20 protein-coding genes are annotated in these 22,140 nt (G+C 71.5%); 10 read left to right on the top strand and 10 right to left on the bottom strand.

Annotation, left to right across the window (positions count from 1 at the left end):
- Nucleotides 1-182 precede the first annotated feature (182 nt).
- A complete protein-coding gene (locus tag EOE48_RS07315) occupies nt 183-2,783 on the top strand; it encodes a DUF3772 domain-containing protein (protein ID WP_246154021.1) in 2,601 nt (866 codons plus the stop codon).
- Between the two features lie 128 nt (nt 2,784-2,911).
- Nucleotides 2,912-3,298 (top strand): CAP domain-containing protein, encoded by a 387-nt coding sequence (locus EOE48_RS07310; RefSeq protein ID WP_127728235.1) that lies wholly within the window; start codon nt 2,912-2,914, stop codon nt 3,296-3,298.
- A 7-nt stretch (nt 3,299-3,305) separates the two neighbouring features.
- On the opposite strand, the gene EOE48_RS07305 is transcribed toward EOE48_RS07310, so the two are convergent.
- Entirely contained in the window at nt 3,306-4,208 is a 903-nt protein-coding gene (locus EOE48_RS07305; protein ID WP_127728133.1) for a LysR family transcriptional regulator, read from the bottom strand.
- Nucleotides 4,209-4,352: 144 nt separating this feature from the next.
- Here EOE48_RS07305 and EOE48_RS07300 point away from each other — a divergent pair, with 144 nt between their 5' ends.
- A complete protein-coding gene (locus EOE48_RS07300; protein WP_127728132.1) occupies nt 4,353-5,261 on the top strand; it encodes an amino acid ABC transporter substrate-binding protein in 909 nt (302 codons plus the stop codon).
- Nucleotides 5,262-5,284: 23 nt separating this feature from the next.
- Nucleotides 5,285-5,926 (top strand): RraA family protein, encoded by a 642-nt coding sequence (locus EOE48_RS07295; protein ID WP_127728131.1) that lies wholly within the window; start codon nt 5,285-5,287, stop codon nt 5,924-5,926.
- Nucleotides 5,927-5,944: 18 nt separating this feature from the next.
- Here EOE48_RS07295 and EOE48_RS07290 read toward each other — a convergent pair whose 3' ends face one another.
- Both EOE48_RS07290 and EOE48_RS07285 read right to left on the bottom strand, forming a co-directional pair.
- A complete protein-coding gene (locus EOE48_RS07290) occupies nt 5,945-6,778 on the bottom strand; it encodes an OmpA/MotB family protein (protein WP_127728130.1) in 834 nt (277 codons plus the stop codon).
- 28 nt (nt 6,779-6,806) lie between these two features.
- Nucleotides 6,807-7,580, bottom strand: coding sequence for a motility protein A (locus EOE48_RS07285; protein ID WP_127728129.1), 774 nt, complete (start codon nt 7,578-7,580; stop codon nt 6,807-6,809).
- Between the two features lie 260 nt (nt 7,581-7,840).
- Between EOE48_RS07285 and EOE48_RS07280 the strand changes: the two genes are divergently transcribed.
- On the top strand, nt 7,841-9,622 hold the full coding sequence (locus EOE48_RS07280; protein ID WP_127728128.1) for a glucan ABC transporter ATP-binding protein/ permease: 1,782 nt from the start codon (nt 7,841-7,843) through the stop codon (nt 9,620-9,622).
- Nucleotides 9,623-9,628: 6 nt separating this feature from the next.
- Here the strand turns inward: EOE48_RS07280 and EOE48_RS07275 are convergent, their stop codons facing one another.
- On the bottom strand, nt 9,629-10,492 hold the full coding sequence (locus EOE48_RS07275; protein WP_187371345.1) for a YihY/virulence factor BrkB family protein: 864 nt from the start codon (nt 10,490-10,492) through the stop codon (nt 9,629-9,631).
- Nucleotides 10,493-10,686: 194 nt separating this feature from the next.
- On the opposite strand from EOE48_RS07275, the gene EOE48_RS07270 reads away from it, so the two are divergent.
- On the top strand, nt 10,687-11,592 hold the full coding sequence (locus EOE48_RS07270) for a DMT family transporter (protein WP_127728127.1): 906 nt from the start codon (nt 10,687-10,689) through the stop codon (nt 11,590-11,592).
- 127 nt (nt 11,593-11,719) lie between these two features.
- Nucleotides 11,720-13,402 carry an acyl-CoA dehydrogenase family protein gene (locus EOE48_RS07265; protein ID WP_127728126.1) on the top strand — a complete coding sequence of 561 codons (1,683 nt, stop codon included), beginning with the start codon at nt 11,720-11,722 and terminating at the stop codon, nt 13,400-13,402.
- Between the two features lie 27 nt (nt 13,403-13,429).
- On the opposite strand, the gene EOE48_RS07260 is transcribed toward EOE48_RS07265, so the two are convergent.
- The gene (locus tag EOE48_RS07260) at nt 13,430-14,566 is read right to left on the bottom strand and encodes a carboxylate-amine ligase (protein ID WP_127728125.1); all 1,137 of its coding nucleotides are present in this window, start codon (nt 14,564-14,566) and stop codon (nt 13,430-13,432) included.
- Between the two features lie 115 nt (nt 14,567-14,681).
- Entirely contained in the window at nt 14,682-15,452 is a 771-nt protein-coding gene (locus tag EOE48_RS07255; protein WP_127728124.1) for a 16S rRNA (uracil(1498)-N(3))-methyltransferase, read from the bottom strand.
- A 239-nt stretch (nt 15,453-15,691) separates the two neighbouring features.
- Between EOE48_RS07255 and EOE48_RS07250 the strand changes: the two genes are divergently transcribed.
- Nucleotides 15,692-16,171, top strand: a complete 480-nt coding sequence (locus EOE48_RS07250; RefSeq protein WP_127728233.1) for a hypothetical protein — start codon at nt 15,692-15,694, stop codon at nt 16,169-16,171.
- Between the two features lie 40 nt (nt 16,172-16,211).
- A complete protein-coding gene (gene ubiA, locus EOE48_RS07245) occupies nt 16,212-17,153 on the top strand; it encodes a 4-hydroxybenzoate octaprenyltransferase (RefSeq protein WP_127728123.1) in 942 nt (313 codons plus the stop codon).
- Between the two features lie 4 nt (nt 17,154-17,157).
- Here ubiA and EOE48_RS07240 read toward each other — a convergent pair whose 3' ends face one another.
- Nucleotides 17,158-17,673, bottom strand: a complete 516-nt coding sequence (locus tag EOE48_RS07240) for a DUF6101 family protein (RefSeq protein WP_246154020.1) — start codon at nt 17,671-17,673, stop codon at nt 17,158-17,160.
- Nucleotides 17,674-18,000: 327 nt separating this feature from the next.
- On the opposite strand from EOE48_RS07240, the gene EOE48_RS07235 reads away from it, so the two are divergent.
- Nucleotides 18,001-18,801 carry a 3'(2'),5'-bisphosphate nucleotidase CysQ gene (locus tag EOE48_RS07235; RefSeq protein ID WP_127728121.1) on the top strand — a complete coding sequence of 267 codons (801 nt, stop codon included), beginning with the start codon at nt 18,001-18,003 and terminating at the stop codon, nt 18,799-18,801.
- Between the two features lie 10 nt (nt 18,802-18,811).
- On the opposite strand, the gene EOE48_RS07230 is transcribed toward EOE48_RS07235, so the two are convergent.
- From EOE48_RS07230 to clpS, 3 genes are all read right to left on the bottom strand, one after another.
- Nucleotides 18,812-19,081: a hypothetical protein gene (locus EOE48_RS07230; protein ID WP_127728120.1), complete on the bottom strand. Its 270-nt coding sequence runs from the start codon at nt 19,079-19,081 to the stop codon at nt 18,812-18,814.
- Between the two features lie 116 nt (nt 19,082-19,197).
- On the bottom strand, nt 19,198-21,651 hold the full coding sequence (gene clpA, locus EOE48_RS07225; protein ID WP_127728119.1) for an ATP-dependent Clp protease ATP-binding subunit ClpA: 2,454 nt from the start codon (nt 21,649-21,651) through the stop codon (nt 19,198-19,200).
- Between the two features lie 37 nt (nt 21,652-21,688).
- Entirely contained in the window at nt 21,689-22,084 is a 396-nt protein-coding gene (clpS, locus tag EOE48_RS07220; RefSeq protein ID WP_127728118.1) for an ATP-dependent Clp protease adapter ClpS, read from the bottom strand.
- Nucleotides 22,085-22,140: the final 56 nt, after the last annotated feature.

The raw sequence follows: 22,140 nt of genomic DNA, 5'->3' as shown, positions 1-22,140 counted from the left end.
GACTTGCCCCCGGCGGCCTCATTCCGCCGCGATGGCCGGCCATGACGGGCGCTGTTCACCGCGCCGCACCCTGCCCTAGGTCACCCCCGTGCGCGGGATCGCCGAGCCGGGTGCCCGCGCCGCACCTGCCACGACCGGAAGGACCACGCATGAGACGGTTTCGCCGATGGATCGCCGCCCTGATGACCGCCGCCGTCCTGGCGCCCGGCTTCGCGGTCGCGCAGGATCCACCGGCCAAGCCTGCCGCCGCGCCGTCTCGCCCGGCCGCCGACAAGCCCGCCGCCGGGGCGCCGGCGCCGGCCGCTCCGGCTCCCGCGGCGCCGGTCAAGCCGCCGCCGATCTCCGAGCAGATCCAGCAGGTCCGCGCCCAGCTCGACAACGAGAAGGCCGATCTCGACCAGCGCGAGAAGGCGCTCTCCAACCGCGAGCTCAACAAGGACGACCTCGCGATGCTGCGCGAGGGGATCGATCCGGTCGCCGACCGCCTGCGGCAGGTCATCGACAATCTCGGCCCCCGGCTCGACGCCGCCAAGGAGCGCCTGAACCAGATCGGGCCCAAGCCCAAGGACGCGCCGGAGGCCCAGGACGTGGCCGAGGAGCGGGCCCAGCGCGAGGCCGCGGTCGCCGAGACCGACGACACCCTGCGCATCGCCCGCTCGCTGCTGGTGCAGAGCGAGCAGATCTCCGACCAGATCAGCAACCGGCGCCGCACCGCCTTTACCCGGGCGCTGTTCGAGCGCACCGATCCGCTGGTCAGCCCCGACCTGTGGCAGCGGGCGCTCGGCGACGTGCCGCGGGACCTGAAGTCGCTGGAAGCCGCGGCCGCCGACGCGGTGGTTCAGGTCCAGCGCAACGGCACGCCCTTTCGCCTCCTCCTCGTCGCCCTCGCGATCGGCGTCTCGGTCGCGCTCTATATCGGGCGCCGGCACATCGCCCCGGCGGTCGGCCACCGCGCGTCCGCGGCGCGCGCGCCGGAACGCGGCGCCAAGGTGCTGGCCGCGTGGCGGGTCTTTCTCATCGGGGCGGTCCCGGCGGTGCTCGGCAGCTTCGTCGTCGGCTACACCGTCGACGTCACCGACGTGATGCCGGCCCGCCTGCTCACGGTGTTCCACAGCCTGCTCGGGGCGATCGCCTTCGTGGCGGTCGTCGAGGCGATGGCCGACGCGCTGCTCTCCCCCGGCCGGCCGGCCTGGCGGCTGATCGCGATGGAGGACGCCACCGCCGAGCGGATCAACCGCCTCGCGGTCGGGATCGCGGTCGTCATCACGGGCGGGCGCACCATCGAGGCCCTCAACGCCGGCATCTCGGTCGGCCTGCCGGTGACGATCGTCACCAAGGGCCTGTTCGCCCTCGTGGTGGCGGTGGTGCTGGCGATCGGCCTGCGCCGCTTCGCCGCCCGGGCCGAGACCGATGAGGCCTGCCTCGGCCCCTACGTCGCGGCGGAATCCTCCACCGGGATCGGCGGGCCGCTGCGCCTCGTCGGCTGGATCGTGGTCGCGGCGATCGCCGCGAGCGCCGTCACCGGCTACATCGCGCTGTCGTCGTTCCTCATCAACCAGTTGCTGTGGACCGCGGTCGCCGCGTCGATGCTGACCCTGTGCATCCTCAGCGTCGACAGCTTCGTCGGCGGGGCGCTGCAGAACGATTCCGGCTTCGCCACCGCGCTCCAGGCCAATACCGGCCTGCGCAAGCGTTCGCTCAACCAGATCGCGGTGCTCATCACCGGCTTCGTCCGGGTGGTGCTGCTCACCGCCGCCGCGGTGATCCTGCTCGCCACCTGGGGCGTCGACTCGACCGACCTGCTCGCCTCGGCGCGGGCGGCGTTCTTCGGCTTCAAGGTCGGCGACGTGACGATCTCGCTGTCGACGATCGCGGTGGCGCTCGCGCTGTTCGCCGTCGGCATCGTGATCGCCCGGGCGATCAAGCGCTGGCTGGAGAACACCTACCTGCCGGCGACCGACCTCGATCTCGGCCTGCGCAACTCGATCGCGACCATCGCCGGCTATGTCGGCTTCCTGGTCGCCCTCGCGGTGGCGTTCTCGTATCTGGGCCTCAGCCTCGAGAAGGTCACCATCGTCGCCGGCGCGCTGTCGGTCGGTATCGGCTTCGGCCTCCAGTCGATCGTCAACAACTTCGTGTCGGGCCTGCTGCTGCTGTGGGAGCGCCCGATCCGCGTCGGCGACCTCGTGGTGATCGGCGACAACGAGGGCTACGTCCGGCGCATCAGCGTGCGCTCGACCGAGATCCAGACCTTCGACCGCTCGGCGGTGATCGTGCCGAATTCCAACCTGATCTCCGGCGTGGTGAAGAACCGGGTCCGCGGCGACCGGGTCGGCCGGGTCGCGATCACCGTCAACGTCCTGCGCAACCAGGACCCGGTCAACGCCGCCGAGCTGATCGTCTCCTGCGCCAAGGCCCATGCCGACGTGCTCAAGGAGCCGCCGCCGCGGGTGGTCTTCCGCAAGATCGGCGATCCGTTCCTCGAATTCGAGCTGATCGCGATGATCACCGACGTCGCGTCGCAACTGAAAGTTCAGAGTGATCTCAACTTCGCGGTGTTCCGCACCTTGTCCGAGAAGGGATTGATCCCCAATCTCGGGCCGGGAGCGAGCATCGTGACGGTCCAGGGTCTCGAACCGATGCAGGACGCCCTCGGGATGATCGCCCGGACGGTGGGAACGACCTCGGTCGCGGTCCCCGGCCGCGGCGCCGCCGAGGACCGGCCTGCCGGCGAGGCCCCCGCCGCGGAGGCCCGCCGCCGAACGCCCGAGAGTGTCCCTTGATCCCTGTCGTCCCCGCCCGTCTCCGGCCCGTCCTCGCCCTCGGCCTGCTGGTGCTGGTCTCCGCCTGCGCCCGAGGTCTCGACGCGAGCGTGCCGGCGACGCCGGGGACCCCGAGCCTGTACTGGCCGATGAACGCCGCCAACGCCCAGCTCGATGCCGGCGCGGCGCAGGAGATGATCGCCGCCTACCGCCGCAACAGGGGCCTGCCGATGCTCGCCCTCGATCCCGGCCTGCAGCAGCTCGCGGTGACCGAGACCGCCGCGATGGCCGCCGCCGGCCGGCCGAGCCAGGCCGACATCGTCAAGACCGTGGCGGCGCGGATGGGTTTTTCGGATCCGCACGCCAACCTCTCGGCCGGCTACCACACCCTCGCCGAGGCGTTCTCCGGCTGGCGCGACAGCCCGCCCCACAACGCGGTGCTGCTCGACCCCGACGCGACCCGGATGGGCATCGCCACCGCCTACGCGCCGGGCTCGAAGTACAAGGTGTACTGGGCGCTGCTGGTCGCGAAGTGATCCGCGTTCAGCTCCAGCGCACCGGACGCGAGAAGTCGCAGGTGCGCCGGGCGAGGTCGGTGACGGTGGCGACGAGGGTCTGCGCCTCGCCGGCGCGGACCATCAGCACGTAGGTCACCGGCGGCAGCGGCGGATCGGTCTCGACGATGCGCAGGTCGCCGCTCGCCACGATGCCGCCGAGGCACAGGCGCGGCATGTAGCTGATCCCGATTCCCGCCATGGTCAGGCCGACGAGGGCGGTCATGCTGTTGCTGCGGATCGCCCGGCGCGGGCTCGCCCCGTGCTGGTGCAGCCAGCGCTCGTAGAACAGGCCCGATCCGGAGCGGTTGCCCTGGACCAGGATCGGCCGGGTCATCAGCTCGTCGAGGCCGATCGGGTGCGGCTCGCCGACGAGGCCGGGGCTGCTGAACCAGGCGTTCTCGACGCTGCCGAGCGGCACGGCGCGGCAGGCCGAGTGCCAGAACACGTCCGGCACGACGATGAAGTCGAGGCTGCCGCTCTCCAGCCGTTCGAGCAGGTCGGCGCTCTGCTCGACCTCCGGTTCCAGCGCGACCCGCGGATAGGCGGCCCGCAGCTCCGAGACGAAGGCCGGGAGCCAGGTCATGGCGGTCAGCTCGGTCACGCCGAAGCGGAGCCGGCGCATCGAGGGAGGATCCTGTCCCGCGAAGTCGAGCAGCCGGTCGCGCAGGTCCAGCATGTCGCCGGCGGTCGCCAGCACCGCCTCGCCGGTCGGGGTGAGGCGGGCCCCGCGCTGGCTCCGGTCGAAGATCTCGACGCCGAGAGCCGCCTCCAGCTCGTGGATCCGCTTCGACACCGCCGATTGCGTCGTGCCGAGCCGCTCTGCCGCCCGCTCGAAGCTGCCGAGCGCGGCGATCCAGTGCAGGGCGTCGAGCTGCTTGAGGGTCGGCACCGGGCACTCCTCCGCGTGGCATTCCTTTTTGGCAAGTCTCCGGCGAAGTTTTTATCGCTTTTTTCGCCCGGCCCGCTGCCGCAGGGTTGCGGCCGCCATCATCCGGTGCTGCCGCGCGCGCCCTTCCATCGAAACGGAGACCTCATGCGTCCGATCCTCGCGCTCCTCGCCGCCACGTTCCTCTGCGGCCCCGCCACGGCGCAGGAGCTGTCCGGGACGCTGAAGAAGATCAAGGAGACCAACCGGATCGTGCTCGGCGTGCGCGACTCGTCGGTGCCGTTCAGCTACCTCGACGACAAGAACGGCATCAGCGGCTTCACGGTCGACATCTGCGAGACGATCGTCGAGGCGATCAAGGCCGAGATCAAGGCGCCGGACCTGCGCGTCGAGAAGCAGACCGTGATCTCCTCGACCCGGCTCCCGCTGATGACCAACGGGTCGATCGACCTCGAATGCGGCACCACCACCAACAACGCCGAGCGGCAGAAGCAGGTCACCTTCACCAACACCCACTTCCTCGCGGCGACCCGGTTCGCCTCGAAGGTCGCGTCCGGGCTCGACGGCATCGACAGCCTCAAGGGGCGCACGGTCGCGACGGTGGCGGGTTCGACCAACGCGATCCAGCTCAACCGGGTCAACGGCGAGCGCAAGCTCGGCATGACGATCCAGTCGGCCAAGGACCCGGCCGAGGGCTTCCTGCTGCTGGAGACCGGCCGCGTCGCCGCGATGGTGACCGACGACGTCCAGCTCAGCATCCTGATCGCCCAGTCGAAGGAGCCGGCGGCCTACAAGGTCAGCGAGGAGGCGTTCTCTCTCCCTGAGCCCTACGGGATCATGCTGCGGCGGGACGACGCACCGTTCAAGGCGCTCGCCGACCGGGCGACGGCCGACCTCTACCGCAGCCCCGCCATGACGGCGCTCTACGCCAAGTGGTTCCAGTCGCCGGTGCCGCCGAACGGGCTCAACTTCCGGGTCCCGCTCTCGCCGGAGCTGAAGCGGGTCTATGCCGAGCCGACGAGCAGCCCGGACCCGGCCGCCTACGCGCTGCCGTGACCGACGAGGACGGAGACGCCCGCATGACCCAGGCCCCGAACGCGGCGCCGGCCCTCGACCCGGCGATCCTCGCGGCGTTCGCCGGAGCTGCCACCGCGACGATCAGCGACAATCTCGGCCGCCTGCCGGGGATCGTCGGGTTGCAGCCGTTCCACCGCGGCGGCCGCCTGCTCGGGCGGGCGCTCACCGTCCGGGTGCGGGGCGGCGACAACCTCGCGATCCATCAGGCGCTGGAGATCGTCCGGCCGGGGGATGTGGTGGTGGTCGACGGCGGCGGCGAGACCGGCCGCGCCCTCGTCGGCGGCATCATGAAGGCGATCGCGCAGGCGCGCGGCGCCGCCGGCTTCGTCGTCGACGGGGCGATCCGCGACCGCGCCGACTTCGCCGCCTCGGATTTCCCCTGCTACGCCCGCGGCGTCACCCATCGCGGCCCGTACAAGACCGGCCCGGGCGAGATCGACGTTCCCGTCGCGATCGGCGGCTGGGTCGTGTCGCCCGGCGACGTGGTGGTCGGCGACGAGGACGGGATCGTGACCTTCCCGGCCGCCGGCGCCCTCGCTTTGGCCGAGGCGGTCCGGGCGCAGGAGGCGCGCGAGGCCGAGGTGATGCGCCTGATCGAGCGCGGCGAGTATGACGGGCGCTACGCGAAGCCGGCGGGGGCGTGAGGCGAGGACCCGCGCCTCCTACGGCAGGCCGCGCCCCACCGGCGTCGGCGGCGCCTCGCGCAGCAGGGTCACGGTGACCCGGCGGTTGGCGGCGAGGTAGGGGTTGTCGGGAAACAGCGGCTCGGTGTCCGCCTTGCCGGAGACCGAGGCGAAGCGGTCGTCGGGCACCCCGGCCAGGGCCAGGACCTCGCGCACGCTGACCGCGCGCCCGGCCGACAATTCCCAGGGCGGGGCCGGCGGCCGGCGGCCGGGGCGGTCGGCGGCGGTGTAGCCGGAGACCGCGACCCGGTTCGGCATCCGGCGGATCACCGGGGCGATGCGCTCCAGCACCTGCCGGGTTCGGTCGTTGGGCCGGGTCGAGCCGTCGGGGAACATCGACCGGTTGTCCTGGTCGACGAGCGAGATGTCGAGCCCGAGCGGGCTCGGCTCGATGACGATGTTCTTCGACAGCTCGGCGATCTCCGGCAGGTCCTGGAGCGCCTGACGCAGGGACGCCATCGCGTAGGAGAACGAGTCCTTGTAGGTGTTCTTCTCCAGGCCGTTGTCGAACAGGTCGTCGGGCGAGGGCGGGGCGGTCCGGTCGGAAGACTTCTCCGGCGGGACCTGGCTGACGTCGCGGACCTTCGGGTTGGTCGGCAGGCCGTTGCGCTCGATGATGCCGTTGAGGCGCGATTCCTTGTTGACGCCGAACGCCTCCCGCATCGAGCCGGCGACCGCTTGGAGCTTCTTCTGGTCCTGCGTCGAATAGGCCGCGATCATCACGAAGAAGCTCATCAGCAGCGCCATCAGGTCTGCGAAGGTCACGAACCAGCCATGGCCGCCATGGGCACCGCCGCGCTTCTTCCTCGCCAAGGCCGGCCTCCTGCCGTGGGTGCCGGGGTCAGGCCGGCTCGGGCGCCAGCTCGTCGCGGTGGTTGTGCGGCAGGTAGGCGACCAGCATCTCGCGCACGAGCGAGGCGCTCTTGGCGTCGCGGATCATCAGGATGCCGTCGATGATGAGGGAGCGCGACACGTCCTCCTCCTCCAGCTTGACGTGCAGCTTGTCGGCGATCGGCAGGGCGATCATGTTGGCGATCAGCGCGCCGTAGAGGGTCGCGAGCAGCGCGGTCGCCATCGCGGGCCCGAGCTTCGAGGGATCGGACATGTTGGCGAACATCGTCACCATGCCGAGAATCGTGCCGATCATGCCCCAGGCCGGCGCGCAGTCGCCGAAGGCGCGGTAGACCTTCGAGCCCTCGTCGAGATGCATCAGGAAGTTGTCGCGGTCCCGCTCCATCGTGTCGCGGATGAACTCGCGGTCGTAGCCGTCGGCGAGGTAGCGCACGCCCTGGGCGAGGAACGGATCCGAGATCTCCATGTTCTCGAGCGCCATCGGGCCCGACTTGCGCACGACCTCGGCGATCTGGGTGATCTCCTCGATGAGGTCGCGCGGGCGGATCGCCCGCATGGTGAAGGCGAAGCGCAGCCCCATCGGCACGCCGTGCATGATGACCGAGAACGGGAACCGCAGCATCGTGGCGGCGGTGGCGCCGCCGAAGATCACGATCACCGCGTGCTTGTCGAAATAGGCCGCGAAGTTGCCGCCGTCGATCAGGATGAGCACGATGACGACGGCGATGCCGCCGATGAGGCCGGCGCCGGTTGCGAGATCCATGGCCCTGCCGAATTCCTGCCGGCCGCCGGCCGGCGGCACTGGTTCCACCCGCGATGGTAGGGAACCGGGCTCAACGAAGCGTAAAAAACCCGACAATTCCGGGCTTTCGAATGACCCATGTCATGCGCCGTTCAGGCGCCGTGCCCCATGACGGACACGCGCCGCTCCACCGACCGCTGCAACAAGGTCGGGACGGCGCGAAACGGGGAAGGCGTCGGGTCCGTGATGCCCGCGCGACGAGGGTTCTCGGAGTTCATCGGATGCGGCTGTTTCGCCTCTATGCCCGGGTGATGGGCCAGCTCGGCCCTGACCTGCGCCTCGGCGCGGTGCTCGGTCTCGCCAACGTGGCCTTGGCCGTCGCGGCCTTCGCCGAACCGGTGCTGTTCGGCCGCATCATCGACCGGCTCACCCACGCGCCCGAGCGCGGCGGCGGCTTCGCCTCGGCGGCGGATCTGTGGCTGATCGGCGCCTGGGTCGGGTTCGGTTTGTTCACCATCGCGGCCGGCGTGCTGATCGCGCTCCACGCGGACCGCCTCGCCCATCGCCGGCGGCTCTCCGCGATGGCGGGCTATTTCGAGCACGTCCTCGAACTGCCGCTCGCCTTCCACTCGGCCAACCATTCCGGCCGGATCCTGAAGGCGATGCTGGAGGGCACCAACGGCATGGCGTGGCTGTGGCTCGGCTTCTTCCGCGACCATTGCGCCGCCCTGGTCTCGCTCGGCGTGCTGCTGCCGCTGACCCTGTTCCTGAACTGGCGCCTCGGCGCGATCCTGGTGGTGCTGGTCGGCGTGTTCACCCTGCTGACCGCCTTCGTCCTGCGCCGCACCGAGACGCTCCAGGGCGAGGTCGAGCACCATCATTCCGGCCTCGCCGCCCACGCCTCCGACGCGCTGGGCAACGTCGCGGTGATCCAGTCCTTCACTCGCGCCAAGGCCGAGAAGGAGGCGATGCAGGGCATCATCCGCGACCTGCTCGCCGCCCAGACCCCGGTCCTGTCGTGGTGGGCGCTCGCCGCCGTGGCCACCCGCGCCTCGGCCACCGTCACGATGACGGCGATCTTCGTCACCGGCATCGTGCTGCACCTCAACGGGCTGGCCTCGGTCGGCGAGGTGGTGTCGTTCATGAGCCTCGCGACCATGCTGGTCGGCCGGCTCGATCAGGTCGTCGCCTTCATCAACGGCCTCTTCCTCCAGGCGCCCAAGATGGCGGAGTTCTTCGAGATCCTCGACACCGTGCCGGCGGTGCGCGACCGGCCCGGCGCCCGGCCGATCGAGCACCTCGACGGCGAGGTGAGCTTCGAGGCGGTCGGCTTCTCCTACGACGGCCGCCGCCCGGCGCTCGACGGGGTCTCGTTCACGGCGAAGCCCGGCGAGACCGTGGCGCTCGTCGGCACCACGGGATCGGGCAAGTCCACCACCCTGAGCCTGCTCCACCGCGCCTTCGATCCCGACGAGGGCACCATCCGCCTCGACGGCACCGACATCCGCGAGTTCTCGGTCGCGTCCCTGCGCCACACCATCGGGGTGGTCTTTCAGGAGCCGATGCTGTTCGCCCGCTCGATCCGCGAGAACCTCCAGGTCGGCCGGCCCGACGCCACCGACGCCGAGATGCTCGACGCCCTCGAACGCGCCCAGGCCGGCGACTTCATGGCCCGCCAGCCCGACGGCCTCGACACGGTGATCGGCGAGCGCGGCCGCTCGCTGTCGGGCGGCGAGCGCCAGCGGCTCTCGATCGCCCGGGCGCTGCTGAAGAACCCGCCGGTGCTGATCCTCGACGAGGCGACCAGCGCCCTCGACGCCGCCACCGAGCGCAAGCTCCAGGGCGCCCTCGACGCGGTGATGGAGGGACGCACGACCTTCGTGATCGCCCACCGCCTCGCGACGATCCGCAACGCCGACCGGATCCTGGTGTTCGATCGCGGCCGCATCGTCGAGAGCGGCACCTTCGACGCCCTCGTCGCCCGTGGCGGCCGCTTCGCCGAACTGGCCCGGGCCCAGTTCATGGCCGGGCCCGAGGAGCCGGACTACGCGATGGCGGCGTGAGCCGGGCTACAAGAGCTTCACCGTCTCGCGCCGGCTCTGGGCCTTGGCCTGGAGCCGGCGGCGGCGGGCGGCGATCACCGTACCGTTGACCTCGCCGCCGAACAGGAACATCGCGGCGAGCCAGTACAGGAACACCAGAAACACCATCGCGGTCGCGAGTCCGCCATAGGTCGAGACGTAGGCGCCCGAGAACCGGTCGAGATAGGCGCCGAAGCCGAGCCCGGCGAGGAACCACAGGCCGAGGGTCACGCCCACGCCCGGCAGCACCATGTGCCAGGGCCGGCGCCCGGCGGCGATGAACTTGTGGGCGATCACCAGCACCACCGCGATCAGCAGCGCGGTGACGAGGAGGCGGCCGACCGCGACGGTGAGCTGCAGCGGCTCGATGCCGGGGGCGACGAGGACCAGCCCGCGCCAGATCAGCGGCCCGAGCACCACCAGGAAGGTGAAGGTCAGCATCGAGAACGCCGCGATGATGACGTAGCCGATCGATTCGAGGCGCGTCACCCACCACGGCCGCATCTCGCGCAGGCCGTAGGCGCGGTTGAGCCCGACCCGCAGGCTTTCGACCCCGCTCGACGAGAAGTACAGCGCCAGCACCGCGCCGAGGGTGAGAATGCCGCCGCGCTGCTCGGTGAGCACCCGGTGAACCTCGCCGGCGATCGGGCCCGCGACCTCGCTCGGCCAGATCTCGAACAGCAGGTTGCCGGCCTCGTCGGCGAGCGACTGGGTGCCGAACACGCCGGCGAGCGCGGTCAGCAGGATCAGGAACGGAAACAGGGAGGTCAGGAACGACAGCGCGATGTGGCTCGCGATGGCCCACCCGTCATGCGCGACGAAGCGCTGGGCCGCGATCGCGGCGATCTCCATGGCGGTACGGAAGCGGATCACGGGGCTCGGGACTCCGGCGGACCGACCGCTGGGGACGGTGCCGCCTCACCTAGGGCGATGAGGCCGGCAAAGGGAAGCACCCGCGGCCCGGAGCCGGTCCTGCGCCGGGCGGATGGGGCCTGCGCGCCGCGTCATGGTTGCAAGCCGGCGACGGCCGTGCTGCAGGATCGTGCATGTTGCCCCGCTCCCTGCCCATCTCCTGGCCTGATACGGCCGCCTCCGCCGCGCGGCTCGCCCCGGGCGCCTTCGTGCTGATCTGGGCGACCGGGTTCGTGGTGGCGCGGCTGGTGGCGCCGCATGCCGAGCCGCTGACCTTCCTCAGCCTGCGGTTCCTCGGCACGGTGGCGGTGCTGACCGGACTCGCGCTCGTCTCCGGAGCGCGCTGGCCCGCCGGCTGGCGCGGCTGGCGCGACGCCCTGGTCGCCGGCGTGCTGATCCAGGGGCTCTACCTCGACGCGGTGTTCTGGTCGGTCCATCGCGGCATGCCGGCCGGCATCGCCGCGCTCGTGACGAGCCTGCAACCGCTGTTCACCGCCGCGGCGGCCGGGCCGCTGCTCGGCGAGCGGGTCTCGCCGCGGCGCTGGCTCGGCATCGCGCTCGGCTTCGTCGGCGCCGGGCTGGTGCTGGCGCCGAAGATCGGGGCCGGGGCGGGCGCGATCCCGCCCGAGGCGCTGGCGGTGTGCCTGTGCGGCACCGCTTCGATCACGCTCGGCACCCTGTGGCAGAAGCGGACGGGCGCCGCGGCGGACCTGCGCACCAACGCCGCGGTGCAGTTCGTCGGCGCCGCCGCGATGACGGTGCCCCTCGCGCTGCTCCTGGAGGACGGCCGGGTCGAGGCGGTGCCGGAGGTGTTCTTCGGTCTCGCCTGGGCGGTGCTCGGCCTGTCGGTCGGCGGCATCCTGATCCTGCTCGCCCTGATCCGCCGCGGCGCGGTGGCCGGCGTCTCGGCGCTGTTCTACCTCGTGCCCCCGGTCTCGGCCGCGATGGCCTTCCTCGGCTTCGGCGAGACCCTGGCCCCGGTGCAGATCCTCGGCATGGTGGTGGCGGTGGCCGGCGTCGCGGTGGCGAGCCGGGGCTGAGCCGCGCCGCCGGGTGACGTTGGGGACGAGAACGCCGAAAGTCGGGATGCAACCGCGGACGGGACGCTCTACACGGGCTCCATTCGCCGTTATCATGCACTGCAACAGTGCAATCCCGGAGATGCCGATGTCCGCCCAGGCCGCAATCTCGCCCGCCCCGACCGACCTCGTGACCCTCGCCGGAGAGGCCGCCCTCGCCGCCAAGGCGCTGGCCGCCGACGCCGCCCGGCGGGTGCGCGCCTCGGTCCTGTCGCCCGAGGGGCGCCTCTCGGCGGAGCGGCTGGAGGCCGAGCAGCACGCCGCCCACGGGCTGGCCTGGCTCGCGACCTACGCCGAGGCGATCGACCAGTTCGCCGCCTATGCCGGGCGGCTCGCCGAGGCCGGCCGGCTCGGCGAGACCGAGACGCTGCTCGTACGGATCGGCCTCGGCGAATACCTCGACCAGATCTTCTCCGGCATCCCGATGAGCCAGGGCGAGACCGTGCGCCCGACCACCTCCCTCGGCCTGTCGGCCCAGGAGGTCGCCCGCCACCGCACCGGCGCCGTCGAGACCCTGATTTCCGAGGGCAACACCGCCGGGAACCGCGCCGCCCTGGTGCGGCGGATCCGCGACGGTCAGGCGTCGGCGACGATCGGCGACAGCGGCCTCGACGAGGACATGGAGGCGATCCGCTCCGAGATGCGCCGCTTCGGGCAGGCCGAGGTGGCGCCCCACGCCCAGGACTGGCACCGCGAGAACGCCTACATCCCGCTCGAGATCATCGGCCAGATGGCCGAGCTCGGGGTGTTCGGCCTGACGATCCCCGAGGAATACGGCGGCATGGGCCTGCCGAAGATCTCGATGTGCGTCGTCTCGGAGGAACTGTCGCGGGCCTATATCGGCGTCGGCTCCCTCGGCACCCGCTCGGAGATCGCCGCCGAGCTGATCCTGTGCGGCGGCACCGAGGAGCAGAAGCAGCGCTTCCTGCCCAAGATCGCCTCCGGCGACATCCTGCCGACCGCGGTCTTCACCGAGCCCAACACCGGCTCCGACCTCGCCTCCCTGCGCACCCGCGCCACGAAGGACGGCGAGGTGTGGCGGATCTCCGGCAACAAGACCTGGATCACCCACCCGGTCCGCGCCGACCTGATGACCGTGCTGGTGCGCACCAGGCCCGAGGAGCCGGGCCACAAGGGCCTGTCGCTGCTGCTCGGCGAGAAGCCGCGCGGCACCGACGCGGATCCGTTCCCGGTCGCCGGCCTGTCGGGCGGCGAGATCGAGGTGCTCGGCTACCGCGGCATGAAGGAGTACGAACTGGCCTTCGACGGGTTCGAGGTGCCGGCGGCGAACCTTCTCGGCGGCGTCGAGGGCAAGGGCTTCGCCCAGCTCATGCAGACCTTCGAATCGGCCCGCATCCAGACCGCGGCCCGGGCGATCGGCGTCGCGCAATCGGCCCTCGACCTCGGCCTGCGCTACGGTGAGGAGCGGATCCAGTTCGGCAAGCCGCTGGTGGCGTTCCCGCGCGTCGCCGACAAGCTCGCCATGATGGCGGTCGAGATCGCGATCGCCCGCCAGATCACCTATTTCGCCGCCCGCGAGAAGGACGAGGGCAAGCGCTGCGACCTGGAGGCCGGCATGGCCAAGCTGCTCGCCGCCCGCGTCGCCTGGGCGGCGGCCGACAACGCGCTCCAGATCCACGGCGGCAACGGCTTCGCCCTCGAATACCCGGTGAGCCGGGTGCTGTGCGACGCCCGCATCCTGTCGATCTTCGAGGGCGCGGCCGAGATCCAGGCCCAGGTCATCGCCCGCCGGCTGCTCGAGACGCAGTGATCGCGGCGCTTCCCCCGCAAGTGCCGGTCAGTGCCGGGTCGGGTTCTGCCCGACCGTCTCGGCGGTGAGCCAGTCCACCACCGAGGCCAGGGCGTCGCGCGGCGCCAGCCCGCGCCCCTGCGCCTCGGTGAACAGGGCGAGCTGCCGGTCGGCGCTGGTGCCGCGGGCGACGATCCAGCGCACGAGGTCGAGCTCGGCGCCGCAGCCGAGGGCGCGGGCATCCTCCGCCACCAGGGCCAGGGTCTCGGCCAGCACGTCGCGGACCGGCCGGGCGCTCGCCCCGGCCTCGCTGACGAAGCTGCCGTGGATGCCGTAGCGCTGGGCGCGCCAGCAATTCTCGGCCACGAGCGCGTGCGAGGTGCCGCTGAGATCGCGGTGCAGGGCGGGATCGGCGCAGAGCCGGCGCACGAGGCAGCGGAACAGCGCTGCGACCGCCAGCGCGTCGTCGAGGCGGGTGCAACTGTCGGCGATGCGCAGGTCGAGGGTCGGGTGGTGCGGATTGGGCCGGATCACCCACCAGACGTGGTCGAGGTCGTCGATCGCGCCGGCCGCCATCACGGTCTCGACGTAGCGGCGGTAATCGTCGTCGTCGCGAAAATAGGGCGGCAGGCCGCTGCGCGGCAATTCCCGCGAGGCCGCCAGCCGGTAGCCGAGCAGCCCGGTGCGCTGCGCCTGCCAGAACGGCGACGAGGTCGAGAGCGCCAGCAGCAGCGGCAGGAACGGCTGGATGCGGTTCATCACGTCGACCCGCGATACGCCGTCCGGCACCGCGACGTGGACGCCCAGCCCGCACACCACCGTGCGGCAGCCGACCATCTGAAGGTCGCGCCGGACCGCGTCCCGGGGCGCGGCATCGCGCGGGCGCACCCGGCTCCACTGCGCCAGCGGATGGGTGCCGGCCGCCATCAGGGCGAGGCCGCGGGCCTGGGCGAGGGCGCCGATGCCGGCGCGGAACTCGGCGAGCGTGCGGCGGGCGTCGGCAAAGGCGTGCAGGGCCGGGGTGGTCCAGGCGAGTTGCGGCTCGGACGGGCCGGCCCGCACGGTCGGGAAGGCGCCGCGGCAGACGTCGAGGAGGTCGCGCAGGCGGGCGCGGGCGGCATCGCGCCGCGCCGCGTCGCTGACGAAGACCTCCTCCTCGATGCAGAAACCGAATTCCGCCTGCATGCTGTCAGGATCTCCGGGTGTCGGTCGCACGGGACGCGGCGCCGGCGGCGTGTGCCGCGCGACGGCCGGCTCGCGGGAGCCTCGATGCGTCTTGGGTCAGGATGATGGCGGGGGATCAGGCGCCGCGGCCGTCGCCGAGCACCGCCTGCACCAGGGCCAGCACCGCCACGGCGGCGGTGTCGGCGCGCAGGATGCGCGGTCCGAGCGACAGGCGGATGGTCCCGGGCCGTTCCAGGATGAGGGCGCGCTCCTCCGGCGTGAATCCCCCCTCGGGTCCGAGCACAACGGCGAGGGGGAGGGCGGCGTTCCGCGTCCCCCCGGCGGGAGCCGCCCGGCGCAGGGCCTCGACCGGATCGGCGATCGGCGCGTCCTCGTCGCAGAACACCAGCACGCGGCCGGGTTCCAGGGAGGCCACGGCCTCGGTCAGCGGCACCGCCTCGTGCAGGTCGGGAATCGCCAGGATGCCGCACTGCTCCGCCGCCTCGATGGCGTTGGCGCGCAGCCGGTCGAGCTTGATCCGGTCGCCCTGGGTGCGCCGGGTCACCACCGGCCGGATCGCGCTCGCGCCCATCTCGACCGCCTTCTGGGCGACGTAGTCGAGCCGCGCCGCCTTCAGGGGCGCGAACAGGTAGTGCAGGTCGCCCGGCGGCGTCTGCGGCCGGGTCCGCTCGCGCAGGACGAGGTCGGCGGCCTTGCGCCCGGTCGGCGCGATCGCGGCGAGCCACTCGCCGTCGCGGCCGTTGAACACCAGCACGCCGTCGCCCTCGCTGCGGCGCAGGACCGTGAGCAGGTAGTTGGCCTGCGCCCGGTCGAGGGTGTGGCGGGTGCCCGCGGCCATCGGAATGTCGAGGAACAGGCGCGGGGTGGAGAAGTCGGTGGCGGCCATGGCCGCCCTCGTCGCCGAGGCGGCAGGCGGCTGTCAATTACGCGAAGCAAGCGCGGCCATGCCGGTGCCGGGAGGCCCGGCGCTCTAAAGCCGCCACATTCCCGTGCAGAAGCATGGGCTTCGACGCGGACGGCAACGATTTCTTCGGGGATGGCCCGGTGCGCCGCCGCACCGCACCTCGCGGCATCCGGGCTGTCGTGCTAGGGCCCGATCGCGGGGGGATGAGACAGATGATCCGCATGTTCCAGATGACCCTGGCGACCATCGCCGGAGCCGTGCTCGCCGCCGTGCTGGCGAGCGCCCCGGCCCTCGCGCAGGGGGCCGATTGCAGCGTGATCCAGAAGACGCTCAGCGAGCGCAAGGACATCGTTGCCAAGATCAACGCCTCGTCGCAGTCGAAGAAGGTCAAGATGACGCCTTCCCAGGCCTGCACGGTGTTCGGCAAGCTCCAGGCCAACGGCAACGAGGGACTGAAGTGGATCACCGCCAACAAGGATTGGTGCTCGATCCCGGACTCGTTCGTCGAGGGGTTCAAGGCCGACCACACCAAGGTCACGGGCATCCACAGCAAGATCTGCGCCGCGGCCAAGCAGCAGGCGGTGATGGAGAAGCGCGCCCGCGAGCAGGCGGCGCAGAACGCCGCCGGAGGCGGCGGTGGCGGGCTGCTCGGCGGCCCCGGCCTCACCGGCAGCTACCGCCTGCCGCAGGGCGCCCTTTGAGCCGCGCCGCCCGGCGACCGGTCGCCGCGGGCCCGTCCCGATGATCGCCGGGCACGACCGCCCGGTCGCGGATGCCGTGCGCGGCCACTGGGTCGACCGGCACGCGCCGGCCCGGTTCCGCCCCTACCTGCGGCTCGCCCGCATTGAGCGGCCGATCGGCTGGTGGCTGCTGCTGCTGCCGTGCTGGTGGTCGGCCGCCCTCGCGGCGACCGCGGTCGGCCGCACCGGGCCCGACCCCTGGCACATGCTGCTGTTCCTGGTCGGCGCGGTCGCGATGCGCGGTGCCGGCTCGACCTACAACGACATCGCCGACCGCGACCTCGACGGCCGGGTCGAGCGCACCCGCCTGCGCCCGCTGCCGTCCGGGCAGATCCGCACCCGCGATGCGGCGGTGTTCCTGGCGCTGCAGGCGCTGGTCGGGCTCGCGGTGCTGCTGCAGTTCAATCGCGTCGCGATCCTGGTCGGCCTCGCCTCGCTGGCGCCGGTGGCGATCTACCCGTTCATGAAGCGGGTGATGCCGGTGCCGCAGGTCGTGCTCGGCCTCGCCTTCGCGTGGGGCGGCCTGATGGGCTGGGTCGGCCTCACCGGCAGCCTCGATGCCCCGGCCCTGTGGCTCTACGCCGGCACGATCGCCTGGGTGGTGGGCTACGACACGATCTACGCGGTGCAGGACATCGAGGACGACGAGATCGCCGGCATCAAGTCCTCGGCCCGGTTCTTCGGCCCTTGGGTCCGGCCGGCGGTGGGCGCCTGCTTCGCGGTCACGGTCGCCGCCATCGCGGTCGCCCTGCACCTCGCCGGCGCCGGACCGGTCGGGATGATCGGGGCGGGCCTGTTCGCCGCCCACCTCGCCTGGCAGGTCTGGCGGCTCGATCCCCGCGACGGCAACCGGGCGCTGGCGCTGTTCCGCTCCAACCGCGACGCCGGGCTGATCCTGTTCGCGGGCCTCGCCCTCGACGCGATCTGGCAGGGGCTGGCGTGAGAGGTTAGACCTCGCCGTCGGTCAGGGCGTCCTCGTTGCGGTGGACCATCGGCCGCAGCGGCAGGCTGCCGGTCTTGCGGCGCACGAGGAAGCGCGGCCGGCGCCCGCCGAGCAGGCCGCTGCGGCGCCGCAGCCGGGTCGCGCCGAGCTTCACCCGGCCGAGCTGGTCGCCCATCGGCGTGACGACGCCGTCTTCCTGGATCACGAGCATCGGCAGCCCCGATTCGGCGGCGAATCGGCGCCACACCGCGACGACCACCCCGTCGTCGTAGGTACCGAGCCGCATCAGCGGGTCGCCGGCCGCGTCGACCACGACGATCGCGAACCGGTCCTCGTCGCAGGCGTCGCTGGCCTCGGCGTCGAAGCACAGGGCGACGCCGCCGGCGGCGGCGGCTCCCGGCAGGGCGCCGACGACCGGAAGCGGCGTCGGCTCGGCATGGATCGGGCCGCGATGGGTGTTGGGAAACTCGCCTTCGACCCTGTGTGGTGCGGCCTGCCAGTCCGGAGAGGGGATTCTCATGACCATGGTGCTCGACGCCCTGTCCCGTGGGGCGGCGACCTCTGGCGGGTCGTCCGCTTGTTAGAGTTGAGACTGGGGCAGTGTCGCCTCAGAACGCCTTAAGAGGCAGAGTTAAGCGGAGGTTGCCGCTTCCGATGCTCAACAGATCCTTGTCGCGGTCGTCGAATGACCTTGCCGCAACCGTGAAGCGAGCCCGCCACCAGCGCCGATGCCGCGGCGGCGCGTCCTTGTGGCCCGGGACGCCCGCGCCTACAACGGAGGCCGCGCCCGGCCAGGACACGCCACCGGCCCGACGTCGCGCTTCTCAACCTTCGAGATCGGCCATCCATGCCTTCCCCAGACGACCTGCCCGCGCTCCTCGTCCAGGTCCGGGCCGCCGTCGAGCAGGCGGGCCGCCTCGCGCTGCCGTTCTTCCGCGACGGCGCCCGCACCAGCGCCCGGGTCTGGAACAAGGCCGGCGGCTCGCCGGTCACCGAGGCCGACGTCACGGTCGACGCCTTCCTGAAGATCCGGCTCAGCGAGATCGCGCCGCAGGCGGCCTGGCTGTCGGAGGAGACCCGGGACGATCCGGTCCGCCTCCGGCACGACATGGTGTGGATCGTCGATCCGATCGACGGCACCCGGGCCTTCCTCAACGGGGATCCGGACTGGTCGATCGCGGTGGCGCTGCTGCGCCACGGCGAGCCGGTGCTCGGCATGGTCGCGGCGCCGGTGCCGGGCATCACCTACGAGGCGGTGGCCGGGCAGGGTGCCCGCCGCGACGGCGAGGCGATTCGGGTCAGCCCGCGTGCCGACCTCGCCGGGGCGCGGGTCGCCGGCCCCAAGCCGATGGCCGACCACATGGAGCGGCGCCTCGGCGGCGCCGCGCTGGTCCGGCTGCCGCGGATTCCCTCCCTGGCGCTGCGGCTGGCACGGGTGGCCGAGGGAGCGGTGGATGTCGGGCTGATCTCGTCGGACGCGCGCGACTGGGACCTCGCCGGCGCCGACCTGATCCTGCGCGAGGCCGGCGGCACGATGGTCGGCCTCGACGGCCGCGTACCGGCCTACAACCAGCGCGAGCCGATCCACGGCGAGCTGGTGGCTTTGCCCGAGGCCCTGCGCGATCCGGTGCTGGCCGCCCTGCGCTGAGGGCAGCGCCTCACGTGCCGCGCTTCTTCTCCAGCGCGAGCTTGATCTGGTTGAGCTGGTCGAGCACCGCGCTCGGGCTGGTGCCCATCGCCGATAGTCCCGCCGTCACCGCCCAGTAGCCCGCGAGCACGATCAGCGGCACCAGCAGCCAGGCCAGGATCTCCTCGCCGATGATCCGGCGCCGGCGGCGCAGGCGCCGCTTCTCCCGGCCGGTCAGCTTGGGCGGCGGCGCGACCGTCGAGGCCGGGGCGAGGGGCCCCTCGTTGAGGTCGCCGTTCATGGTGGTCTCGTCACTGTCTCGTCCGGTCCCGGCGGCGGGCCGCCGGGAACCTCCATCGCTTCGTTGCGGTCATAGCCGAGACCGCTGCCCGGCGCGACCCCGTGCAGGGCGATGCGTCAGGCCCGCACCAGCGGCACCTTCGGGACGGTGCGGACGCCGCCGCCGCCGTCGCCATTGCCCTTGTTCGGCTTCTTGGGCGCCGCCTTCGGGCGCGACCGCTTCTTCTTGGCCGCGTTGGTGACGTCCTTCTCCGGCTTCGGGGTCACCGGGCCGGCCGGATACTCGAAGCCGAGCTTCGGCTTCTCGCCCTCCTGGTGCCTGACCACCACCCGGACCGCGCCGCCGTCCTTGAGCCGGCCGAACAGCACGTCGTCGGCGAGCGGCGTCTTGATGGTGGACTGGATCAGACGGGCCATCGGGCGGGCGCCCATGGTCTCGTCGTAGCCGTTCTCCACCAGCCAGTCGCGGGCCTCGTCGGACAGCTCGATCGTGACGTTGCGGTCGGCGAGCTGCGCTTCGAGCTGGAGCACGAACTTGTCGACGACCTTCGACACCACCGACTTCGGCAGGTGGCTGAACGACACGATCGCGTCGAGGCGGTTGCGGAATTCCGGGGCGAACAGGCGGTTGATCGCCTCGTGGTCGTCGCCGGTGCGCTTGTTCTGGGTGAAGCCGAACGCCGCCTTGGCGAGATCGGCCGCGCCCGCATTCGACGTCATGATGATGATGACGTTGCGGAAATCGACCTGCTTGCCGTTGTGGTCGGTGAGCTTGCCGTGATCCATCACCTGCAACAGGATGTTGAACAGGTCCGGGTGGGCCTTCTCGATCTCGTCGAGCAGCAGCACGCAGTGCGGGTGCTGGTCGATGCCGTCGGTGAGCAGGCCGCCCTGGTCGAAGCCGACATAGCCCGGAGGCGCGCCGATCAGCCGCGAGACGGTGTGGCGCTCCATGTATTCCGACATGTCGAAGCGCAGCATCTCGACGCCGAGGCTGGCGGCGAGCTGCTTGGCGGCCTCGGTCTTGCCGACGCCGGTCGGGCCGGCGAACAGGTAGGCGCCGATCGGCTTGTCGGGGTCGCGCAGGCCGGCGCGGGCGAGCTTGATCGAGGCGGTGAGCGCCTCGATCGCGCTGTCCTGGCCGTAGACGACGCGCTTGAGGTTGTCGGTGAGGTGCGAGAGCACCACCGCGTCGTCCTTCGACACGGTCTTGGGCGGGATGCGCGCCATCGAGGCGATCGTGGTCTCGATCTCCTTGACGCCGATGGTCCGCTTGCGCCGGCCCTCGGGCACCAGCATCTGCGAGGCGCCGGTCTCGTCGATCACGTCGATCGCCTTGTCCGGCAGCTTGCGGTCGTTGATGTAGCGCGCCGACAGCTCGACCGCCGCCTTCACCGCCTCGGTCGTGTACTTGAGCTTGTGGAACTCCTCGAAGTACGGGCGCAGGCCCTTCACGATCTCGATCGCGTCGGGGATCGACGGCTCGTTGACGTCGATCTTCTGGAACCGGCGGACGAGCGCGCGGTCCTTCTCGAAGTACTGGCGGTACTCCTTGTAGGTGGTCGAGCCGATGCAGCGCAGCGCGCCCGAGGCCAGCGCGGGCTTCAGCAGGTTCGAGGCGTCCATCGCGCCGCCCGAGGTCGCACCGGCGCCGATCACCGTGTGGATCTCGTCGATGAACATGATGGCGTTCGGGTGCGCCTCGATCTCCTTCATCACCTGCTTGAGGCGCTCCTCGAAGTCGCCGCGGTAGCGGGTGCCGGCGAGCAGCGTGCCCATGTCGAGGGAGAACACGGTGGCGTCGGCCAGCACCTCCGGCACCTCGTGCTGGATGATCTTGCGCGCCAGCCCTTCCGCGATCGCGGTCTTGCCGACGCCGGGATCGCCGACGAGGAGCGGGTTGTTCTTCTGCCGCCGGCACAGGACCTGGATCGTGCGCTCGACCTCGGCGTGGCGGCCGATCAGCGGATCAATCCGGCCGTCGCGGGCCTTCTTGTTGAGGTTGACGCAGTAGGCGTCGAGCGCGTCGCCCTTCTTCTTCTGGCCGGCGCGCTCCTCCTCAGGGCCGCTCGGGCGCTCGGCGGCGCTCTCCTCCTCGGAGCCCCGCACGGGCTTGGCCTCGGACAGGCCCGGCCGCTTGGCGATGCCGTGGCTGATGTAGTTGACCGCGTCGTAGCGGGTCATGTCCTGCTCCTGCAGGAAGTAGGCGGCGTGGCTCTCGCGCTCGGCGAAGATCGCCACCAGCACGTTGGCCCCGGTCACCTCCTCCCGTCCGGAGGACTGGACGTGGATCACCGCGCGCTGGATCACGCGCTGGAAGCCGGCGGTGGGCTTGGCGTCCTGCCGCCCGTCGCCGGTGAGATTCGACAGCTCGGTGTCGATGTATTCGACGAGGTTCCGCTTCAGCAGATCGACATCGACGTTGCAGGCCCGCATCACCGCCGCCGCGTCCTGGTCGTCGACCAGGGCGAGCAGAAGATGCTCCAGCGTGGCGTATTCGTGGCGGCGCTCGCCGGCCAGCGCCAGAGCGCGGTGAAGGGCTTGTTCAAGGCTGCGGGAGAAGCTGGGCAAAGCGGGCCTCTTTGCTGGTGCCTGTCTTGGCTGATGCCTATTTCTTTTCCATGACGCACTGGAGAGGATGTTGGTGTTTCCGGGCAAAGTCCATGACCTGCGTCACCTTGGTCTCCGCCACCTCGTAGGTGAAGATGCCGCACTCCCCGACGCCGTTCTGGTGGACGTGCATCATGATCCGGGTCGCGTCCTCGCGCGACTTGTTGAAGAAGCGCTCGACGACGTGGACCACGAACTCCATCGGGGTGTAGTCGTCGTTGAGCAGCAGTACGCGGTAGAGGTTCGGCCGCTTGGTGCGCGGCTTCGTGCGGGTGATGACCGCCGTGCCGGAGCGCCCGTCCCCGCCCTCGTTGCCGTTGTCACCGCCCGGTGCGCGGGGCGTCGCGCCGACGGGGCCTTTCGGATCGGTGACCTGCCTCGGGTCCTGAGCCATCTGAATCGTTTCGACCTCACCCTGGGCGCAATCGGGAACGCGGGCCCCCCTCGACC

It is taken from the genome of Methylobacterium oryzihabitans (genome assembly GCF_004004555.2).
Classification (GTDB): domain Bacteria; phylum Pseudomonadota; class Alphaproteobacteria; order Rhizobiales; family Beijerinckiaceae; genus Methylobacterium; species Methylobacterium oryzihabitans.
The sequence above is the reverse complement of the archived record's forward strand: the minus strand, read 5'-3'. Positions and strand labels throughout refer to the sequence as shown.